17 protein-coding genes are annotated in these 17,525 nt (G+C 42.4%); 5 read left to right on the top strand and 12 right to left on the bottom strand.

The annotated features are described in order from the left end of the window. Positions 1 to 4 precede the first annotated feature (4 nt). Positions 5 to 904 (top strand): CDF family cation-efflux transporter FieF, encoded by a 900-nt coding sequence (gene fieF, locus VCASEI_RS12140; protein WP_086960429.1) that lies wholly within the window; start codon positions 5 to 7, stop codon positions 902 to 904. Between the two features lie 305 nt (positions 905 to 1,209). Next, positions 1,210 to 2,172: a 6-phosphofructokinase gene (gene pfkA, locus VCASEI_RS12135; RefSeq protein ID WP_086960428.1), complete on the top strand. Its 963-nt coding sequence runs from the start codon at positions 1,210 to 1,212 to the stop codon at positions 2,170 to 2,172. A gap of 176 nt (positions 2,173 to 2,348) precedes the next feature. Here pfkA and tpiA read toward each other — a convergent pair whose 3' ends face one another. Next, on the bottom strand, positions 2,349 to 3,122 hold the full coding sequence (tpiA, locus tag VCASEI_RS12130; protein WP_089110613.1) for a triose-phosphate isomerase: 774 nt from the start codon (positions 3,120 to 3,122) through the stop codon (positions 2,349 to 2,351). Positions 3,123 to 3,377: 255 nt separating this feature from the next. Between tpiA and VCASEI_RS12125 the strand changes: the two genes are divergently transcribed. Then, the gene (locus VCASEI_RS12125) at positions 3,378 to 3,728 is read left to right on the top strand and encodes a 5-carboxymethyl-2-hydroxymuconate Delta-isomerase (RefSeq protein WP_089110614.1); all 351 of its coding nucleotides are present in this window, start codon (positions 3,378 to 3,380) and stop codon (positions 3,726 to 3,728) included. 112 nt (positions 3,729 to 3,840) lie between these two features. Here the strand turns inward: VCASEI_RS12125 and VCASEI_RS12120 are convergent, their stop codons facing one another. The 4 genes from VCASEI_RS12120 to glpX form a co-directional block, all read right to left on the bottom strand. Further along, entirely contained in the window at positions 3,841 to 5,166 is a 1,326-nt protein-coding gene (locus VCASEI_RS12120; protein WP_174208760.1) for an MATE family efflux transporter, read from the bottom strand. A gap of 152 nt (positions 5,167 to 5,318) precedes the next feature. Continuing rightward, positions 5,319 to 6,469 (bottom strand): IS3 family transposase gene (locus VCASEI_RS12115; RefSeq protein WP_110957783.1). Its coding sequence is split into 2 segments (ribosomal slippage): positions 5,319 to 6,226 and positions 6,226 to 6,469, totalling 1,152 coding nucleotides; the frame shifts between segments, so codons are not numbered across the junction. A gap of 33 nt (positions 6,470 to 6,502) precedes the next feature. After that, entirely contained in the window at positions 6,503 to 7,126 is a 624-nt protein-coding gene (locus VCASEI_RS12110) for a helix-turn-helix transcriptional regulator (RefSeq protein ID WP_089110410.1), read from the bottom strand. 148 nt (positions 7,127 to 7,274) lie between these two features. Further along, positions 7,275 to 8,282: a class II fructose-bisphosphatase gene (gene glpX / locus VCASEI_RS12105; protein ID WP_086960424.1), complete on the bottom strand. Its 1,008-nt coding sequence runs from the start codon at positions 8,280 to 8,282 to the stop codon at positions 7,275 to 7,277. 343 nt (positions 8,283 to 8,625) lie between these two features. On the opposite strand from glpX, the gene zapB reads away from it, so the two are divergent. Next, positions 8,626 to 8,868: a cell division protein ZapB gene (gene zapB, locus VCASEI_RS12100; RefSeq protein ID WP_086960423.1), complete on the top strand. Its 243-nt coding sequence runs from the start codon at positions 8,626 to 8,628 to the stop codon at positions 8,866 to 8,868. 99 nt (positions 8,869 to 8,967) lie between these two features. On the opposite strand, the gene rraA is transcribed toward zapB, so the two are convergent. The 7 genes from rraA to priA all read right to left on the bottom strand — a co-directional run bounded on the left by rraA (position 8,968) and on the right by priA (position 17,009). Beyond that, complete coding sequence (gene rraA, locus VCASEI_RS12095) at positions 8,968 to 9,492, bottom strand: ribonuclease E activity regulator RraA (protein WP_086960422.1); 525 nt, start codon at positions 9,490 to 9,492, stop codon at positions 8,968 to 8,970. 126 nt (positions 9,493 to 9,618) lie between these two features. After that, positions 9,619 to 10,530, bottom strand: coding sequence for a 1,4-dihydroxy-2-naphthoate polyprenyltransferase (locus VCASEI_RS12090; protein WP_086960421.1), 912 nt, complete (start codon positions 10,528 to 10,530; stop codon positions 9,619 to 9,621). A gap of 116 nt (positions 10,531 to 10,646) precedes the next feature. Beyond that, positions 10,647 to 11,987 (bottom strand): HslU--HslV peptidase ATPase subunit, encoded by a 1,341-nt coding sequence (hslU, locus tag VCASEI_RS12085; RefSeq protein WP_086960420.1) that lies wholly within the window; start codon positions 11,985 to 11,987, stop codon positions 10,647 to 10,649. Between the two features lie 111 nt (positions 11,988 to 12,098). Beyond that, on the bottom strand, positions 12,099 to 12,617 hold the full coding sequence (hslV, locus tag VCASEI_RS12080; protein ID WP_086960419.1) for an ATP-dependent protease subunit HslV: 519 nt from the start codon (positions 12,615 to 12,617) through the stop codon (positions 12,099 to 12,101). 207 nt (positions 12,618 to 12,824) lie between these two features. Next, a complete protein-coding gene (locus tag VCASEI_RS12075; RefSeq protein WP_086960418.1) occupies positions 12,825 to 13,400 on the bottom strand; it encodes an SPOR domain-containing protein in 576 nt (191 codons plus the stop codon). Positions 13,401 to 13,559: 159 nt separating this feature from the next. Further along, positions 13,560 to 14,564, bottom strand: coding sequence for a DNA-binding transcriptional regulator CytR (gene cytR, locus VCASEI_RS12070; RefSeq protein WP_086960417.1), 1,005 nt, complete (start codon positions 14,562 to 14,564; stop codon positions 13,560 to 13,562). A 243-nt stretch (positions 14,565 to 14,807) separates the two neighbouring features. Further along, positions 14,808 to 17,009, bottom strand: a complete 2,202-nt coding sequence (gene priA, locus VCASEI_RS12065) for a primosomal protein N' (protein WP_086960416.1) — start codon at positions 17,007 to 17,009, stop codon at positions 14,808 to 14,810. 275 nt (positions 17,010 to 17,284) lie between these two features. Here priA and rpmE point away from each other — a divergent pair, with 275 nt between their 5' ends. Further along, on the top strand, positions 17,285 to 17,503 hold the full coding sequence (rpmE, locus tag VCASEI_RS12060) for a 50S ribosomal protein L31 (RefSeq protein WP_017025369.1): 219 nt from the start codon (positions 17,285 to 17,287) through the stop codon (positions 17,501 to 17,503). Positions 17,504 to 17,525: the final 22 nt, after the last annotated feature.

The following is a 17,525-nucleotide window of genomic DNA, read 5'->3' as shown; positions in this document are numbered from 1 at the left end:
TTTCATGCAAAAAAATTACGCGAAATTAGTCAATTCTGCGGCCTGGGCGGCAATGATTATTGCGACAATTTTATTGTTAGTAAAATTAGTCGCATGGTGGCAAACCAATTCAGTGAGTCTACTGGCTTCTTTGGTGGATTCTTTTCTTGATATGGCGGCTTCATTAACCAATTTATTGGTGGTGCGGTACGCCTTGCAACCTGCGGATGAAGAGCATCGTTTTGGGCATGGAAAAGCGGAATCGTTAGCGGCTTTGGCGCAGTCGATGTTTATTTCAGGGTCGGCAGTATTCCTTGTACTTAACGGGGTCGAGCGCTATTTCCGCCCGCAAGATCTGGTGTCACCAGAACTGGGCGTATGGGTGAGTGGTTTTGCTATTTTACTCACCTCTGGCTTAGTGCTATTTCAAAAGCACGTAGTGCGAAAAACAGGTAGCCAAGCTATTTCTGCCGATTCTTTGCACTATCAAACTGATTTGTTAATGAATATTGCAATCATGATTGCCTTAGTACTCAGTTGGTATGGGCTAAAGCAAGCGGATGCTATTTTTGCAATTGGCATTGGTATTTATATTCTTTACAGTGCTTATCAAATGGCCAGTGAAGCGGTGCAATCATTGTTAGATAGGCAATTACCAGACGATGAGGTGCAGGCGATACATTCCGCTTGTATCTCTATAGATGGCGTATTGGGCGCACACGATTTACGTACTCGTATGTCTGGGCCTGTCCGGTTTATCCAAGTGCACATTGAGCTGGATGATCATCTACCGCTGTTAGAAGCCCATCGTATTTCAGATGCAGTTGAGAGCAGAATTGATGCTTTATTTCCGCACTCTGACGTGCTGATACATCAAGATCCAATTTCAGTGGTTCCGGCTGAAAAATATCAGCCATTAAATTAGCGACACAGCCCTAGATAGCGTAAAATTATGTGACTTAGCTCAATGATGCTAGAGACAAATAACACGCAATTGTCTATCTTATTGGCAAATACAAAAAGTAGATGAAAGTGACATGAATCAATATGCTGTCATTTGAAGCCTGTATATTGAACACAATTTAAATGCGTTATAAACCGTTATTTGTGAATGTCGAGTATGAATATTTTCATTTCAGTGGTGGATTAAGTTGGGGTCAGAGAATAAGACATGGCCATTAAATCACTGAGTCGTAAAGTTTGGTTTTTTTAAAATTTTAGAGGGTGAGCATGGTTAAGAAAATTGGTGTTTTAACAAGTGGTGGTGATGCACCTGGTATGAACGCAGCGATCCGTGGTGTAGTACGTACCGCACTTAGCGAAGGCCTTGAAGTGTATGGCATCCATGATGGTTATCTTGGTTTGGTTGAAAATCGCATTGAAAAGCTTGACCGTTCAAGCGTATCGGATGTGATTAACCGTGGTGGTACGTTCTTAGGTTCAGCACGTTTCCCTGAATTTAAAGATGAAAAAGTGCGTGAAAAAGGCATCGCTAACCTGAAGGAACATGGCATTGATGCTCTTGTCGTTGTCGGTGGTGATGGTTCGTATATGGGCGCCAAAAAGTTAACTGAAATGGGCTTTCCATGTATTGGCCTTCCGGGCACTATCGATAACGATATCGCGGGCACCGATTACACTATCGGTTACATGACGGCATTAAATACCGTTATTGATGCGATTGACCGCTTACGTGATACTTCTACGTCTCACCAACGTATCTCTATTGTTGAAATCATGGGCCGTCATTGTGGTGACTTAACCTTAATGTCAGCACTCGCTGGTGGTTGTGAGTACATTATTACTCCAGAAAACAATCTTGATAAGGAAGTGTTAATTCAAAATATTCAAGATGGTATTGCGAAAGGTAAAAAGCATGCGATTATCGCGCTGACTGAATTGCAGATGGATGCTTACGATCTTGCTAAAGATATTGAAGCCGCCACGGGGCGTGAAACTCGTGCGACTGTATTAGGGCATATTCAACGTGGTGGTCGTCCAACTGCATTTGACCGCGTATTGGCTTCTCGTATGGGGAATTACGCCGTACATCTATTGGTAGAAGGTCATGGTGGTCGTTGTGTTGGCATTCAAAAAGAAGAGCTAGTGCATCACGATATTATCGATGCGATTGAAAACATGCGTCGTCCAGTACGTAAAGACCTCTACAAAGTAGCAGAAGAATTATTCTAATTCTTTAGTCTTGTTAATACTTTTTTTGATAAGCCGTTGGTGAAAGCCAGCGGTTTTTTTGTGCTCTAATCTTAAGGAGGTAATACGTTAACTTTCGAGGTTAAATGTTCCCATAAAAAAAGGTTGGTGAATAGTCACCAACCTTTATGATATTTCAAATTATGATGATTGAAATATTACGCTTTTTTTGCTTCAGCAGCTGCTTTTGCGATAGCGGCAAAGCTTTTCGCGTCAAGCGCTGCGCCGCCCACTAGAGCACCGTCGATGTCTGGTTGTGCGAAGTAAGCGGCTGCGTTTTCAGGTTTAACAGAACCGCCGTATTGGATTACCACGTTTTTCGCTACCGCTTCAGATTTCTCTGCGATGTGAGCACGGATTTGCGCGTGGATGCGTTGTGCATCATCAGCGGTTGCTGCTTTACCCGTACCGATTGCCCAGATTGGTTCGTAAGCGATGATTGCGCCTTCAAGAGCGTCAACACCTAGAAGGTTGATCACAGCATCGATTTGACGTGCACATACAGCAACGGTTTCGCCCGCTTCGTTTTGAGCTTCAGATTCACCGATACAAAGAACCGGGGTTAGACCATTTTCTTTTAGGAATGCGAATTTTTTAGCCACAAACTCATCTGATTCATTGTGGTACTGGCGACGCTCAGAGTGACCGATGATGATGTGAGTTGCGCCGAATTCTTTTAGCATTTCAGGCGATAAGTCACCTGTGAATGCGCCACTGTTGTTCAGGTCAGTGTTTTGAGCGCCAAGGATGATTGCGCTGCCCGCATTCGTTAGTGTACGTTCTGCTAGATCGATGAATAGTGCCGGTGGTGCGACAGCAACGTCTACGCCTGTTACACCTTCAAGTTCAGCATTAAGACCGTTTAGCAAATCAACAACCATTTCTTTGCTGCCGTTTAGTTTCCAGTTACCCATAACTACAGGATGACGCATAGGATATTCTCCAATTCGATTTAATAAAAAATAGGGTCGGTTGACCTTAAATGTACTACCAAAGAATATAACAGAATAATGTGATGAGATCATGATTCTCATCATGTCAAAACGCATCAATTCAGTGAGTTGATAGACTGTGTTTTTTCCTCGTGAGTTTGTAGGCAAAAATAGGGTGTAATGGTGGGAATATAGTAGAAATGCGTTATGTTGATGAGGTTTTCATTCACTGATAATTTATAAAAGGAAATTACAATGCCACATGTTGTTATGGAATATTCAAATTCGATTGAAGAACGCGTTAATGTTCAAGCTTTGTTAGAAGATTTGCATCAAGTGACGATTCAAAGTGATTTATTTGAGGTGAGTGATATTAAGTCGAGAATGATTAGAATACATCATTGGTTAGTGGGGGATTTAGATGACAGTGCTGATTTTATTCATATTACGTTGGAATTGCTAGAGGGACGAAATGAGGAACAGAAAAACGCACTTGCCCAATTACTGATGTCTGCCTTGCAAGAAAAAGCGGAGTTTGTTGAAAGCTTAACCGTCAATATTCGAGATATGGATCGCAGCTGTTTCCAAAAAGTGACGAACTTTTAATCTAGGGTGTGTGAGTGGGAATAAATGGGCTCCGATTTCTCTTCTTAGTTCGAATAGGAGATAGAAGGGAAACGGAGCCTAGATGTAGGGGTGCCATTTTTTCTGGTAAGGTTCAAGAGGCGAGTTTTTTAGTAAGACGCGCAAAGTTCTTTTTAAAAATAATCCAAGCACTTACGCCGGCTAAAATATTACCAAGTAATGCGCCCATAAATAACCCTTCAATGTCGCCTAATTTTGCGCCTAACCATAAGCAAGGTAAGAAGAAGACAAACAAGCGCAATGCTGAAATTAATAACGCGTAATAAGATTGCCCAATCGCATTGGAAAGCGACACCATGAGCATGCAAATCCCAAGCGTCCCTAAGCTGACGGGCAATAATGTGAGGTGCCAATGAAGGATGATAGAAACGTCTTTATCACTGGTCATTAAATTCGAGAGAAAATTTGCGCCAAAGAAAGTGAGAGCGGCAATCGCAAGTTGGAATAAAAGAATAAATCGAATCGCAATACTGATGAGCTTTTCTATTTGATCGAATTGTTTTGCACCCAGTAATCGACCCACCATGGGAGGCATTGACATGGTTAATGCGAGTACCGCGACAATAGCAAAAAATTCATAACGAGATCCTATCGCCCAGGCTGCCACGGCCGTAGTTCCAAAACTTGCCAGTAATTTTGTTGCGAGCATTGAAGATACTGGAGGAAGTAATTGGCTGATCATGGCGGGGCCCATGATAGAAGCCAATGAAGTGACACTTTTGGGCACATTTAAATTGTGCCAATCAAAAGACATCCAATGCTTAGCAAAGACGGTCGGCATTACCACGGCAATACCTATCGAAAATGAAATAATAGTGGCGATTGCGGCGCCATTTATTCCCATGTTAAATGTAAAAATGAAGAGAGGATCGAGCGCAATATTTAATAAGCTCGTCACCATCATCATGATACCGGGAAGCATGGTGTTACCGTTGGCGCGGCATAAACTATAGAAAAAATACAGCAATGCTCCACACCACGAACTGAATAGCCAATAAATCCAATAACTGTGCACAATAGGCTCAATGGTCTCTGGCGCGCCTAATGCCTCTAAAATTGGATTTTTTAAGCCATAAATAATCAAGGAAAAAAGCGCAATACCGACCGCACCAATAATGACGACTAGCCCCCCGAGTTGCTGGGCATATTGGGTTTTGTTTTCCCCTAAGGCTCTTGAAATGATGGCCGTTGTGGCGATACCCAGTCCAACTTGTAATCCAATGATCACCATTTGTATTGGTTGAGTGAAACCTTGTGCTGCTAAAGGTAGTACACCTAACTGCCCAATAAAGGCACTGTCGACTAATTGGAAGCTCATTAAAGACAATACGCCAAATAGCATCGGCCAAGTTTGGCTAAAGAGTTGATGAGCAGCAGAGGGAGATGTCGTTGAATTCACAGGCAATGACTTTTAGTTAAAGGGTCGATAAAAAGAAGCTGCTCTTCGTGTGTTAAAGCGTAGAGTATTCACAATAGGGCGATTGATTTTCTATTTTATTAACGGTGTTATTTGATAACGGCTGATCTGCTCCAGCCAGACTGGACACTTCATTAAGCGACATTTTGCTGTTCAAAGTTAACAGGGCTTAGATACCCAAGAGCACTGTGCCTTCTTGTCCGATTATAATCAACCTCTATGTACTCGAAGATCGTTTGACGCATCTGGTCTCTCGTCATAATCGGCTCATATTGGATCGCTTCAACTTTCATCGAATGGAAGAAGCTCTCAACACAAGCATTGTCCCAGCAGTTTCCTTTCCTACTCATACTTTGCTTTAGATTATAAACAGTTATGAGGTCTCGATAATCTTTTGAGCAGTACTGACTACCTCGATCACTATGAACGATAACCTGCTCAGGAAATTCGCGACGGAACAAAGCCATTGATAGAGCATCACAGACCAGCGTAGCCGTCATTCTGGTATCCATAGACCATCCGATTACTTGTCTTGAGTAAAGGTCAATAATTACTGCCAAGTACAACCAGCCTTCGCTTGTCGCAACATAGGTGATGTCTCCCGCCCATTTTTCATTCGGAGCCGCTGCGTTAAAGTTCTGAGCCAGCAAGTTTGGAGCAACTGGCATTTGATGCTTGCTGTCTGTCGTGCACTTAAATTTACGTGCCGCTTTCGGCGTTAAATCTTGACGCTTCATACTGGCCGCAATGGTTTTCACATTGTGGTTATCACCGCTCTCAGACAGTTCTTTTTGGATTCGCCTTGAGCCATCTCGGCCTTTGCTGTTATCAAAAGCTTCTTTGACCTTTGTATCAAGCTCTTGGCGAACTGCCTCGCGTTGGCTAGCCTTATGGCGATGTTTAACCCAGTAATAAAACCCACTTCGGGATACCCCGAATACCTTAGCCATACGTACAATATTGAAGTACATCAGGTGTTCGAGCATAAATTCGTAGCAATTTACTTTAGATTTTTCGCGAAGTAGGTGGCGGCCTTTTTTACAATTTCTAGCTCTTCTGCTTGCTCAGCCAACTGCCTTTTGAGCTTGGCAACCTCTGCGGCTAGCTCTTGTTCTCGCTGACTAGTATTGGTGTCTTTCTTCGAGTTCTTCCGCCACCCGTAGATTTGAGATTCATGTAAAGAAAGCTGCCTTGCAGCCGCAGCTACTCCCACTCTCTCTGCTAGTTTTAGGGCTTCTGCTTTAAATTCAGGGGAATGTTTAATTCTAGTTTTCTTAGTTGTCATTGTTCACCTCGTTAGTGATTGTACTCACTTAACTCAGTGTCCAAAACAGCTGGAGCGGATCAGGCAGCGATGAGCACCTTCTATGATGTGTTCTTGTCGCTCAATAATACATTCGTCTTCAAACAATTGTTGAAAAATATTGAGTTCCGACTGACATAAGTTTGGACAATGTTTGGCGGCGTGACAAATAGGGCAGTGATTTTCGGTTAAAATATAGCCTTGTTCATTGCTTTCAAGTTCAGCCATATAACCTTCGGCTTCACGTAAATCGGTTAATTTTTGCAGTTTCTGTTCGATAGTAGGACTGAATGCAAGCTGTTTTTGGTAAGCTTGAAACGTTTTTTTCTCACGTTCTGCGGTGATGATGTCGATTCCTTGTTGACCAAAGGCATGCTGAACGGCCCCGATAATATCTAAAGTGAGATCTTGGTGGCGGTCAACAAAAAGACGATGACCTTTTTTTGTTAAAGACCAGTGGCGAGTTGGGCGGCCCACTTTTACTTTTACATCTGAATACGACAAAAGGCCGTCATCTCTTAAGGCTTGAAGGTGTTGACGCGCTCCCATCGACGTGATCGATAATTCTTCCGCCAATTGGCGAGCAGTGATCTTGCCTTCACGTTTGATTCTGTTAAGGATTTTGTCAGATGTTTTCATTGCATTGCCTTTGATGACCTTGCTATATGATGGATCAAAATAAAAATAATGCAAATATCCTAGGGGTTATTGATAGTTTACGGTACGGCTAAGTAAAAAACGCAACTCGGAAGCTGCGTTTTTAAGACGAATGGTATTGGTTGCAGAACTATAATATGTGCTGTTTTACCGCGTCATCTTTTCGTTCTAAGTAGTGAATCGACTTAATTCTACGAATAGTGCGGCTTTTGCCTCGAATAACTAAGGTTTCCGTGGTGGCAATATTACCTTGGCGAGTAATACCTTCCAGCAAGTCACCTTTGGTAATGCCAGTGGCCGCAAATACCACGTTATCACTACGAGCCATGTCATCCATTTTTAAAATCACATTGGCTTTAACGCCCATTTCGGCACAACGTTGAAGCTCAAGTTCGCCATGTGCACGGTTTTCATCCGAATCCCCTTTCACTTCATGGCGGGGCAGTAAGCGCCCCTGCATATCACCATCGAGCGCACGGATAACTGCGGCAGAAACCACGCCTTCAGGGGCGCCGCCGATGCAATACATCATGTCGACTTCGCTGTCTGGCATGCACGTTAGAATAGAAGCAGCCACATCGCCATCTGGCACGGCGAAAACACGAACACCCATACTCTGCATTTTGGCAATCATGTCATCATGGCGAGGTTTTGCTAAAGTAATCACGGTTAATTCATTTAACGATTTGCCTAAGGCTTTTGCGATATTGTGAATATTTTCTTCTAAAGGTTTAGCAAGATCGATACAACCTTTTGCAGCAGGACCTACGACTAATTTTTCCATGTACATATCGGGTGCTTTTAAGAAACTACCTTTCTCTCCAGCGGCTAATACGGCAAGGGCATTTGACTGGCCCATCGCGGTCATGCGCGTGCCTTCGATAGGATCCACTGCAATATCAACCGCATCACCGCCTAGGCCAACTTGCTCACCGATATAAAGCATAGGTGCTTCATCGATCTCACCTTCACCGATGACTATTTCACCGCTGATTTCCGTATCATTCAGTAGGGTACGCATAACGGCAACTGCAGCGCCATCGGCGGCATTTTTATCGCCACGGCCTAACCATTTATATCCGGCAAGCGCAGCACCTTCTGTAACTCGAGAAAATGCTAATGCTAAATCGCGTTTCATACTGACTCCAAACAAAACAAAGAGGAAAAATTTGTGCGGCCGATTTTATCACAGCCGAAACGGTAACGTTTGCTTTTTTGACGTTATTTGAATATGGGGATTTTTTGAATAGAGATATTCAAATAACACGATGGTTTAAGTGCGAATTAGTCCTGTATTGGAAGGTAAATGTCATAATTTGGTAAGGTTTGTTGTTTTTTTGAGCATATAGGCATAAATAGTTGAATAAGAGTGTGGCGCTTGAAAGTAAGCTGAGTAGAATGTGGGTAACGCTTGTGGTAGCTGTGTCATTGTTAATAACATCCGGCTGCCATTCATCATGATCATTACACAGGTATCCGAGATGTCTTTCGAAGTATTAGAACAGCTAGAAGTTAAAATTCAAACTGCAGTTGACACCATTGCATTACTGCAAATGGAAGTAGAAGAGCTTAAAGAAAGGAACGAGCAGCTTATTGTTGAAGCTGGTGAGTTGAAAGAAGGCCGTGTTGAGCTTGAGCAACAAACTCAAACGTTACGCCAAGAGCAACAAGCATGGCAAGAACGTATTCGTAACTTGCTGGGTAAAATGGATGACGTTGAATAAGATCTTCTTGTTCATTGAGCATAAAAAAACAGAGCTTTGTGCTCTGTTTTTTTATGCGGGTTATTTATCTTACATTTTAATTGTTAGATAAATAGGGCATTAATCGTCGATATTCTCGATGTCTTCATCATTAAGTTCAAGATCAATATCTAAAGGTTCTTGAGATAAAATGACGCCTGTACTGTCTGCATATAAGAAATCTTCAGGCAAGAAAGTCACACCGCCAAAATTAACAGGAACATCAATGTCACCGATATTGGCTTGGTTCGCACCAACAGGAATAGAAGCAATCGCTTGGATGCCAATTTGCATTTCTTCTAGCTCATCGACTTCACGAACGCATCCGTAAACCACGAGGCCTTCCCAATCATTATCTTCTGCAATGGCTGCAATTTCTGCATCGATTAATGCACGACGCAGTGAGCCACCCCCATCAATCAATAACACACGCCCAGTCCCATCTTCTTGCAAAATTGAGCGAATAATGCCGTTGTCTTCAAAGCACTTCACTGTGGTTACTTGTCCAGCGAATGAATTTAACCCACCAAAATTACTGAACATAGGCTCAACAACATCAACTTGGTCTTGGTAAATATCACACAATGCAGAGGTATTATATTCCATAGTGGTTTTTCTCTTTGCGGGGGATGATTAACGAGTATATAGGGTCAATATTGCTTTGCAATGACAAAGCTCACTTTCGTGCCTAGAGTTTGATCTGATTACGAAGCTGAGCAGTCATTATACACCTTAAAAATTGCCGATGACTAATACGATTGAAAACATAATATTGGCGATAAAAGCACACTTAACCATGTCTGGCATCATGGGAATAAATTCTTTCGCTTCTTGAATGTTCCAAATGGCTTTACCGTGTTTAATGATCAATATGAGTGGGAATAACATTAAGAATGCGGGCCATATTGGTTGAATATGCGTAAATAGGTAGCTCGCCAGTGTTAACCAACCAAATGTGAGTAGTGTTAAGTGGTAACACTTAGCTTTATCTGTCCCAATTCTGACGACTAGGGTGCGTTTATTACTGGCAGTATCATTTTCCACATCACGCATGTTATTGATGTTTAATACTCCCATTGAAAATAGCCCAGAGCCGATGGCTGGTAATAATAGTGAAAAATGCACTGTGCCAGTATGTAAGAAATAAGTTCCTAGTACCGCCAATAAACCAAAGAATAAGAAGACCGAAATATCGCCTAGACCCACATATCCGTAAGGTTTGCTGCCCATGGTGTAAGCAATCGAACTGATAATAGAAAGTAAACCTAAGCCAATAAATGCCATGATACTGGTTGGGCTTTGTAGGGCATAAAAGACCAACGCTAAACCGCTGAGAATGATCAGTGCAATATTGGCAGCAATGGCTTTTTTCATCCCAGATTGAGTGATGGCACCCAGCTGTAAACCACGAATGGGACCAAGTCGGTTTTCATTGTCGGTACCTTGAACCGTGTCGCCATAGTCGTTAGCTAGGTTGGATAAAATTTGTAGTAGTGTTGCTGTGAGTAGGGCCAAAAATGAAATAGCAAAGGAAAGATGGCCGTCCGCATAGGCAAGGCTGCTACCTGTCGCAATAGCGGCAATAGCAAGTAATAAGGTTTTAGGTCTGGCGGCATCGAGCCAAATAGCAAATGATGATTTCATATTGTTATACAGTTAAGGTGAATAATCTAAGTATATCAAGTTGTTGTTAATGTGTGATATGTCAGAAATCAAAAAAAGCTCGCTGAAAGCGAGCTTTTATCTGTCATGAGAGAAGATTATAAGATAAAGCGACTTAAATCTTCATCGGCAACAAAGTCACCTAAACGTTGTTTGACATAATCGCCATTAATCGACACTTTCATGCCAGGATTGTCGGTCGCATCAAAAGATATCTCATCCATCAAGCGCTCCATTACGGTATGTAAACGACGAGCACCAATGTTCTCGGTTGTTTCATTAACTTGCCAAGCCGCTTCTGCGATTTGTGTAATGCCATCTTCGGTAAAATCGATGTCTACTTTTTCCGTGGCCATTAATGCGCAGTATTGCTCGGTTAATGATGCATTCGGTTCGGTTAAAATGCGCTTGAAATCATTACTGCTTAAGGCTTCAAGTTCTACACGAATTGGCAGGCGGCCTTGTAGTTCTGGAATTAAGTCAGATGGGCGAGCCACTTGGAATGCACCAGATGCGACAAAGAGAATGTGATCGGTACGAACCATACCATGTTTGGTTGACACGGTGCTGCCTTCAACTAAAGGAAGCAAATCACGCTGAACGCCTTCACGAGAGACCTCGCCACCACCACTATTTTGGTCGGCACGTTTACAGATCTTATCTATTTCATCGATGAAAACGATGCCGTTATTCTCAACATTATAGATAGCTTGTTCTTTAAGATCTTCTTGGTTAACCAACTTGGCCGCTTCTTCTTCGGTTAAGGCCTTGAAAGCATCTTTGATTTTCATCTTACGGCTTTTTTTTGTATCTCCGGCTAGGTTTTGGAACATGCCCTGTAATTGATTGGTCATTTCTTCCATACCTGGAGGGGCCATAATTTCAACGCCCATTTGTGGCGCGGCTACTTCAACATCAATCTCTTTATCGTCTAACGTGCCTTCACGCAATTTTTTACGGAAAACTTGGCGAGTATTCGAGGTGCTGTCTTGGGATGCTTCATCTTGTCCCCAGCCTTCACGAGGTGGTGGCAACAAGGCGTCAAGGATGCGTTCTTCAGCTTGCTCCTCAGCACGAAATTTTACTTTTTCCATTTCTTGCTGATGAGTTAGCTTAATCGAAACATCAGTAAGATCACGAATGATCGATTCAACTTCTTTACCAACATAGCCAATCTCAGTGAATTTTGTTGCTTCCACTTTAATAAAAGGCGCATTGGCCAGTTTTGCTAAACGGCGAGCAATTTCAGTTTTACCCACACCGGTTGGGCCAATCATGAGGATGTTTTTTGGGGTAACTTCCGCGCGCAAACCTTCATCGAGTTGCATTCGACGCCAGCGGTTACGCAAAGCGATGGCAACAGCACGTTTGGCTTTATCTTGACCAATAATATGTTTATTGAGTTCGTGAACAATTTCACGAGGAGTCATCTCAGACATAAATTTATCCTTTTACCTAATCATGGGGAGCCTTTTGGCTCAGGTTAAAGCTTGATATTCAGTGTCTTAGAGACTTAATGCATAAGTTATCAAGCTGATTTAATGATGTGACTATAATTCTTCAATCGTATGGTGGTGATTGGTGAATACGCAAATATCTCCCGCAATATTTAAGGCTTTTTCAGCAATATCACGAGCTTCTAAATCGGTGTTTTCAAGTAATGCGATAGCGGCTGCTTGTGCAAAGTTACCACCAGAACCAATGGCAATTAGATCGTTTTCTGGTTGAACTACATCGCCATTGCCGGTGATGATTAAGGAAGCGGTTTCATCGGCGACGGCAAGTAAAGCTTCTAATTTTCTTAATGCGCGATCGCTACGCCATTCTTTGGCCAATTCAACGGCCGCTTTGGTTAAGTGACCTTGATGCATTTCTAGCTTGCGTTCAAAGCGCTCAAATAAGGTGAAAGCATCAGCAGTACCACCGGCAAAGCCTGCGAGTACTTTATCGTGATACAAACGGCGAACTTTCTTTGCATTGCCTTTCATGACGGTATTGCCAAGTGAGACTTGTCCGTCACCGGCGATGACGACTTTATTATTTCGGCGTACAGATACAATGGTAGTCACGAGAAACCTCTTAGTTATTGTGCTGTTTTAGATCATATGAGGTTGGCGATAAAAGAATTCAAGGGGGCGATATTTAACTCACTTATCTTTACTCAACTTCAGTGGGGTTGAGGATATTGAATGGTGCTGCTATTCAAGGAGAAACGTAGGAATATAAAAAAGAGCCAGAAAATGGCTCTTTTCATTCAGTAAGATGAAATTGATACGTTATTTCAACGTGTTTTTCATAATGATACAAGGTTCAATTTTGGCGCGTTGCAGTACATGTTGATCTTTTACTGCATCACGTTTGAACTTATAAGTGCCTAGGATAATTCGATACCAACTACTGCCTTCTAACTTGACGATTTTACTGCTTAAACCTTGAAAAGCGATATTAGCTTTACGTTGTTCAGCTTGCGCGGAAGTTTTGTAAGCACCACATTGCATAATATATGGAATTTTAGGTACAACGACTTCTTTGGCTTGAACTTCGATTTCACGCTGTGGAAGTGTTTTCATATAATCCCACTGCTCTTTAGGCGCAGGCGGTAAAGAGTTGCTTGGCTTCGGCTTTGGCGCGATAGGGAGCACGCTGATTTCTGGCTGAGTAGGTTCTGGATCATTGCTTAGCATTGATAACAACGCAATCAATCCTGCTAATAATATCACCGCAATGATGGCGGCTTTCCAAGGAATCGCACGAGGTGCTGACTTCTTTTTTTGCGCAGGTCTTCTTTGATTTCTATTGTTATTTTTTTTGCTAGGAGCTGGGGTTTTTCTTACGTAATCTCGATTAGCCACGATATATCAACAACTCAATAGAATAAAAAAGGAGCCATATGGTAATCCAGAATTTTTTTCAATACCACGATTAATGATGGAGTATAGGCACGAATATGCGTAATTTTTCCACAATATTCGTGTCTATACTCACTTACGATTCTATTTATCTAAGACTATTTATGAGTGAGGTGGTGCGGCGCTATTGCGAATGACTAAATTGGCTTCTAACAAACGAGAACCGGCCTGTACTTCTCTGCCTTTCAACATTTCCAATAGCATTAACATAGATTGTTTGCCAATTTCATATCTTGGTTGTGCAATGGTTGTCAAAGGGGGATCGCAATATTGCGAAAACTGAATATCATCAAAGCCGACGATAGATAGGTCTTGAGGAATACGGAAACCTTGTTTTTTCGCCTGTTGAATGGCACCAATAGCCATGCTGTCGTTATGACAAAAAATGGCAGTGGGAGGCTCTGGTTGTGACAGCAATTTAGTGGCGGCTTGAACGCCTGATTCAAACGTAAAATCACCAAAGGCTTGATAAGCTGGGTTCATTTCAATGCCTGCGCGTCTTAGTGCTTGTTGGTAACCTTGGTGACGGAAGTGACACAATGTGGCCTCTGTGGGGCCAGACATTTCCGCAATGCGTTTATGACCCATCTGAGTGAGATAATTAACCACATCAAAAGCAGCGGTTAAGTTATCGATATGCACCGTGGGTAATTCAAGCTCTGGTGCGTATTCACAAGCCATGACAATGGGGGGTAAGTTTTTTTGTTCGGGTTTACTAACATCAAACGGAATATCGGTACCAAGCAGTAACATACCATCAGCTTGCTTGGTAAAAACGAGGTTAACAAAGGTACTTTCACGTTTGAGTTGTTGGCCACTATCACCCAGTAACACTAGGTAATTATACTCGGCGGCGGTGTCTTCAATACCACGAATAATTTCAGTAAAATAAGGATCGCAAATATCAGGTACGATAACAATGATGGTTTTGGATTCATTACGTCGTAAATTACGAGCCAATGAGTTGGGGGAATAGCCCGATTCTAATACCGCATCTTCCACTCGCTTTCGAGTCGAGATCGATACTTTTTCCGGATTCATCAAGGCTCTTGATACCGTTGCCGTTGATACCCCAGCTAATTGGGCAACTTCCTTCATTGTCGCCATAAAATTCCTCTCTATGTATTACATTATTATGCCTAAATAGGCACCGTAGGCTTATATGCAAAAATTACCACGACGATATAAGCAAAATAAAGGATCTGTTATCCCATATGTTAACGACTTCTGGCTGTTATGTTGATATTTTATTCGTTAAATTAAGTAGTTAACACCATGTGCCTGACAAATCTTACATAATAATGGTGATGTGCGTCACATAGAATGGTTTTGTTTTAGGCGTTAAGACGTTTAGCTTAAATCTTGTGGTTCAACATCGAATGACCAGCGAACTTTTTTAGCTGAAGGTAAAAGTTGGACTGCTGGCTTTGAAGAGGCCAGTAATCGTTGCATTAATGTTCGAGTCGAAACTTGCAACATTAACTGCCAGCGAAATTTTCCGGCACGCTTGGCGAGAGGTGCGGGCATTGGCCCTAATACCAAACAGTTGTCATCATAGAGAGGATTGGCTTCTAATGTGTGGCGAACTTGTCGTAAAAAAGCTTCGACGGTATTGTTGTCATTGCCTTCCGCTCGAATCAGTGTAATGAACGTAAAAGGCGGTAATTGCGCTATTTTTCTTTCTACCAACGCAGTTTTGGCAAAATGCTGATAATCTTTATGCAATAGAGATTGCAATAAAGCGTGTTCGGGGTGGTGAGTTTGCAGCAATACTTCTCCGGGTTTACTTGCACGCCCGGCTCTTCCTGCTACTTGAATAAATAATTGTGCGAGCCTTTCGGATGCACGGAAATCACTGCTGTACAATGACCCATCCACATCGAGTAAACCGACGAGTGTCACATTGGGGAAATGGTGTCCCTTAGCGAGCATTTGTGTGCCAATTAAAATTTGGTACTCACCTTTGCGAATAGACTCTAAAGCACTCTCTAAACTGCCTTTACGGCGAGTACTATCACGATCTATTCGAATGGTTTTGTATTCTGGAAAAAGCAGTTCAAGTTGTTTTTCCAGTTGCTCGGTACCCACTCCGACAGAAACAAGTTGCGTGGAACCACAGCCTTGGCATTGATGAATAATCGGTTTTTGTGAACCACAGTGATGGCAGCGTATTTCTTGGCTACCTTGATGAAAGGTATAGTAGGCATCACAGCGTTTACATTCAGCAATCCAACCGCATTCATGGCACATCAACGCAGGCGAAAAACCACGACGATTCAAAAATAGCATGACTTGATTGCCGGCGGTTAAATGACGACGCATTTGCGCAATCAGTGGTGCTGACAATCCACCTTCTAGATATAAGCCTTTAATATCAAGAACATTATGAGTCGCTGCTTGTGCATTTCCAGCACGTTTACTCAAGCTTAAATAATGATACTTCCCGGTTTGTGCATTGTGTAGCGTTTCGAGTGCAGGGGTTGCCGAGCCTAACACGACGGGAATGTTTTCTTTATGGCCTCGCATAACCGCGACATCTCTCGCATGATAGCGCAATGTATCTTGCTGCTTATAAGAGGCATCATGCTCTTCATCAACAATGATGATACCGAGATCGGCAAAAGGAGTAAAAAGGGCCGAGCGAGTACCAATCACAATACCGGCATTTTTATCGCGAGCAGATAACCAGGCATTAAGGCGTTCGGTATCGTTTAATGCCGAATGCATGACCTCTACTGGCACATTAAAGCGGCGTTTAAAGCGATTAATCGTTTGTGGCGTTAAACCAATTTCAGGTACTAAGACTAACGCTTGTTTTCCTTTATCTAGAACGGGTTTTATTAGGTTTAAGTAAACCTCTGTTTTGCCAGAACCGGTTACACCATCCACTAAATAGCAGCCAAAACCTTGATGGTTGTTGATCGTGGCAACGGCAATGGCTTGCTCTTCATTTAATTGTGGCCTGAGCTGGCTGTTCTCAATGTTTGGTGGCCAAGAGGTTTTTTTAGGTTGAGTATGCACTGCCTCAATCCAGCCTTTATCTTGCAATGTTTTCAAAGTGCTGCTGCTAACGTCTTCCTCGATCATGGCTTGATGTGATAGCGGGCCGTTTTCTAACATTCGTACCACTTTAGCTTGCAGGTGTGCTCGACCAAACCCCGCCACTAATTGATTTTTTCCTGATTCGGTAATATGCCATTGTTTTAAGCTGGCAAAGTCGGCAGGTTTCCCTTTTTTGAGTAAAGAGGGTAACGCCATCGCCAGAGTATCTCCTAGTGGATATTGATAAAATTGGCTACACCATTGCAACAGTTGGTATAAAGGTTTTGGCCAAACAGGTTGGCTATCTAAACAGGATTTAATGGGCTTGAGTTGTTCGATCGGGAAGTCTGAAGTGTTTCCCAAAGCAATGACGATGCCAGTTAATGTTTGACGGCCAAAAGGAACCGAAACGCGCCCACCGATGACAGGGAAAAGATAGTTAGGAACTAAATAGTCAAAGCACTTATCTAATGGGATAGGTAAGGCAACTTGAGCGATAGTGGGTTGCATATGGCGAGGGAGGTTCCTTGTAGTACATAAACTGGTGAATCCAAGCTTATGATAAAACACTGCTTAGTGATATAAAACTTAAATATTGTTGGAAAATAGACCAAATGTGTTGATCGATTGATGCGGATTCATTACTATACTGCGCCTCGAACGATACAGATTTCTGTATCATTTTTAAAAACAACGTATGGTGTCTGGCTACTTTTTTGTTTTCTTATTGAAGCGTAAATAGTAAGAACTAGATAGCGATACGGACCAATTATAAGGTTTGTCCTATGAAAACTGGTATCCACCCAGAATACAAAGCAGTAGCAGCAACTTGTTCTTGCGGTAACGCATTTGAGTTCAACACTACTCTAGCTAAAGAATCAATTCACCTAGACGTATGTGACAAATGTCACCCATTCTACACTGGTAAGCAACGTATCGTAGATACTGGCGGCCGTGTTGATCGCTTCAACAAGCGTTTTGGTGCACTTAGCAGCAAAAAATAATCTTACTCTAAAAAATATTTTT

Source organism: Vibrio casei (assembly GCF_002218025.2).
Lineage (GTDB): Bacteria > Pseudomonadota > Gammaproteobacteria > Enterobacterales > Vibrionaceae > Vibrio > Vibrio casei.
This window is presented reverse-complemented; position numbering and strand designations above follow the sequence as displayed.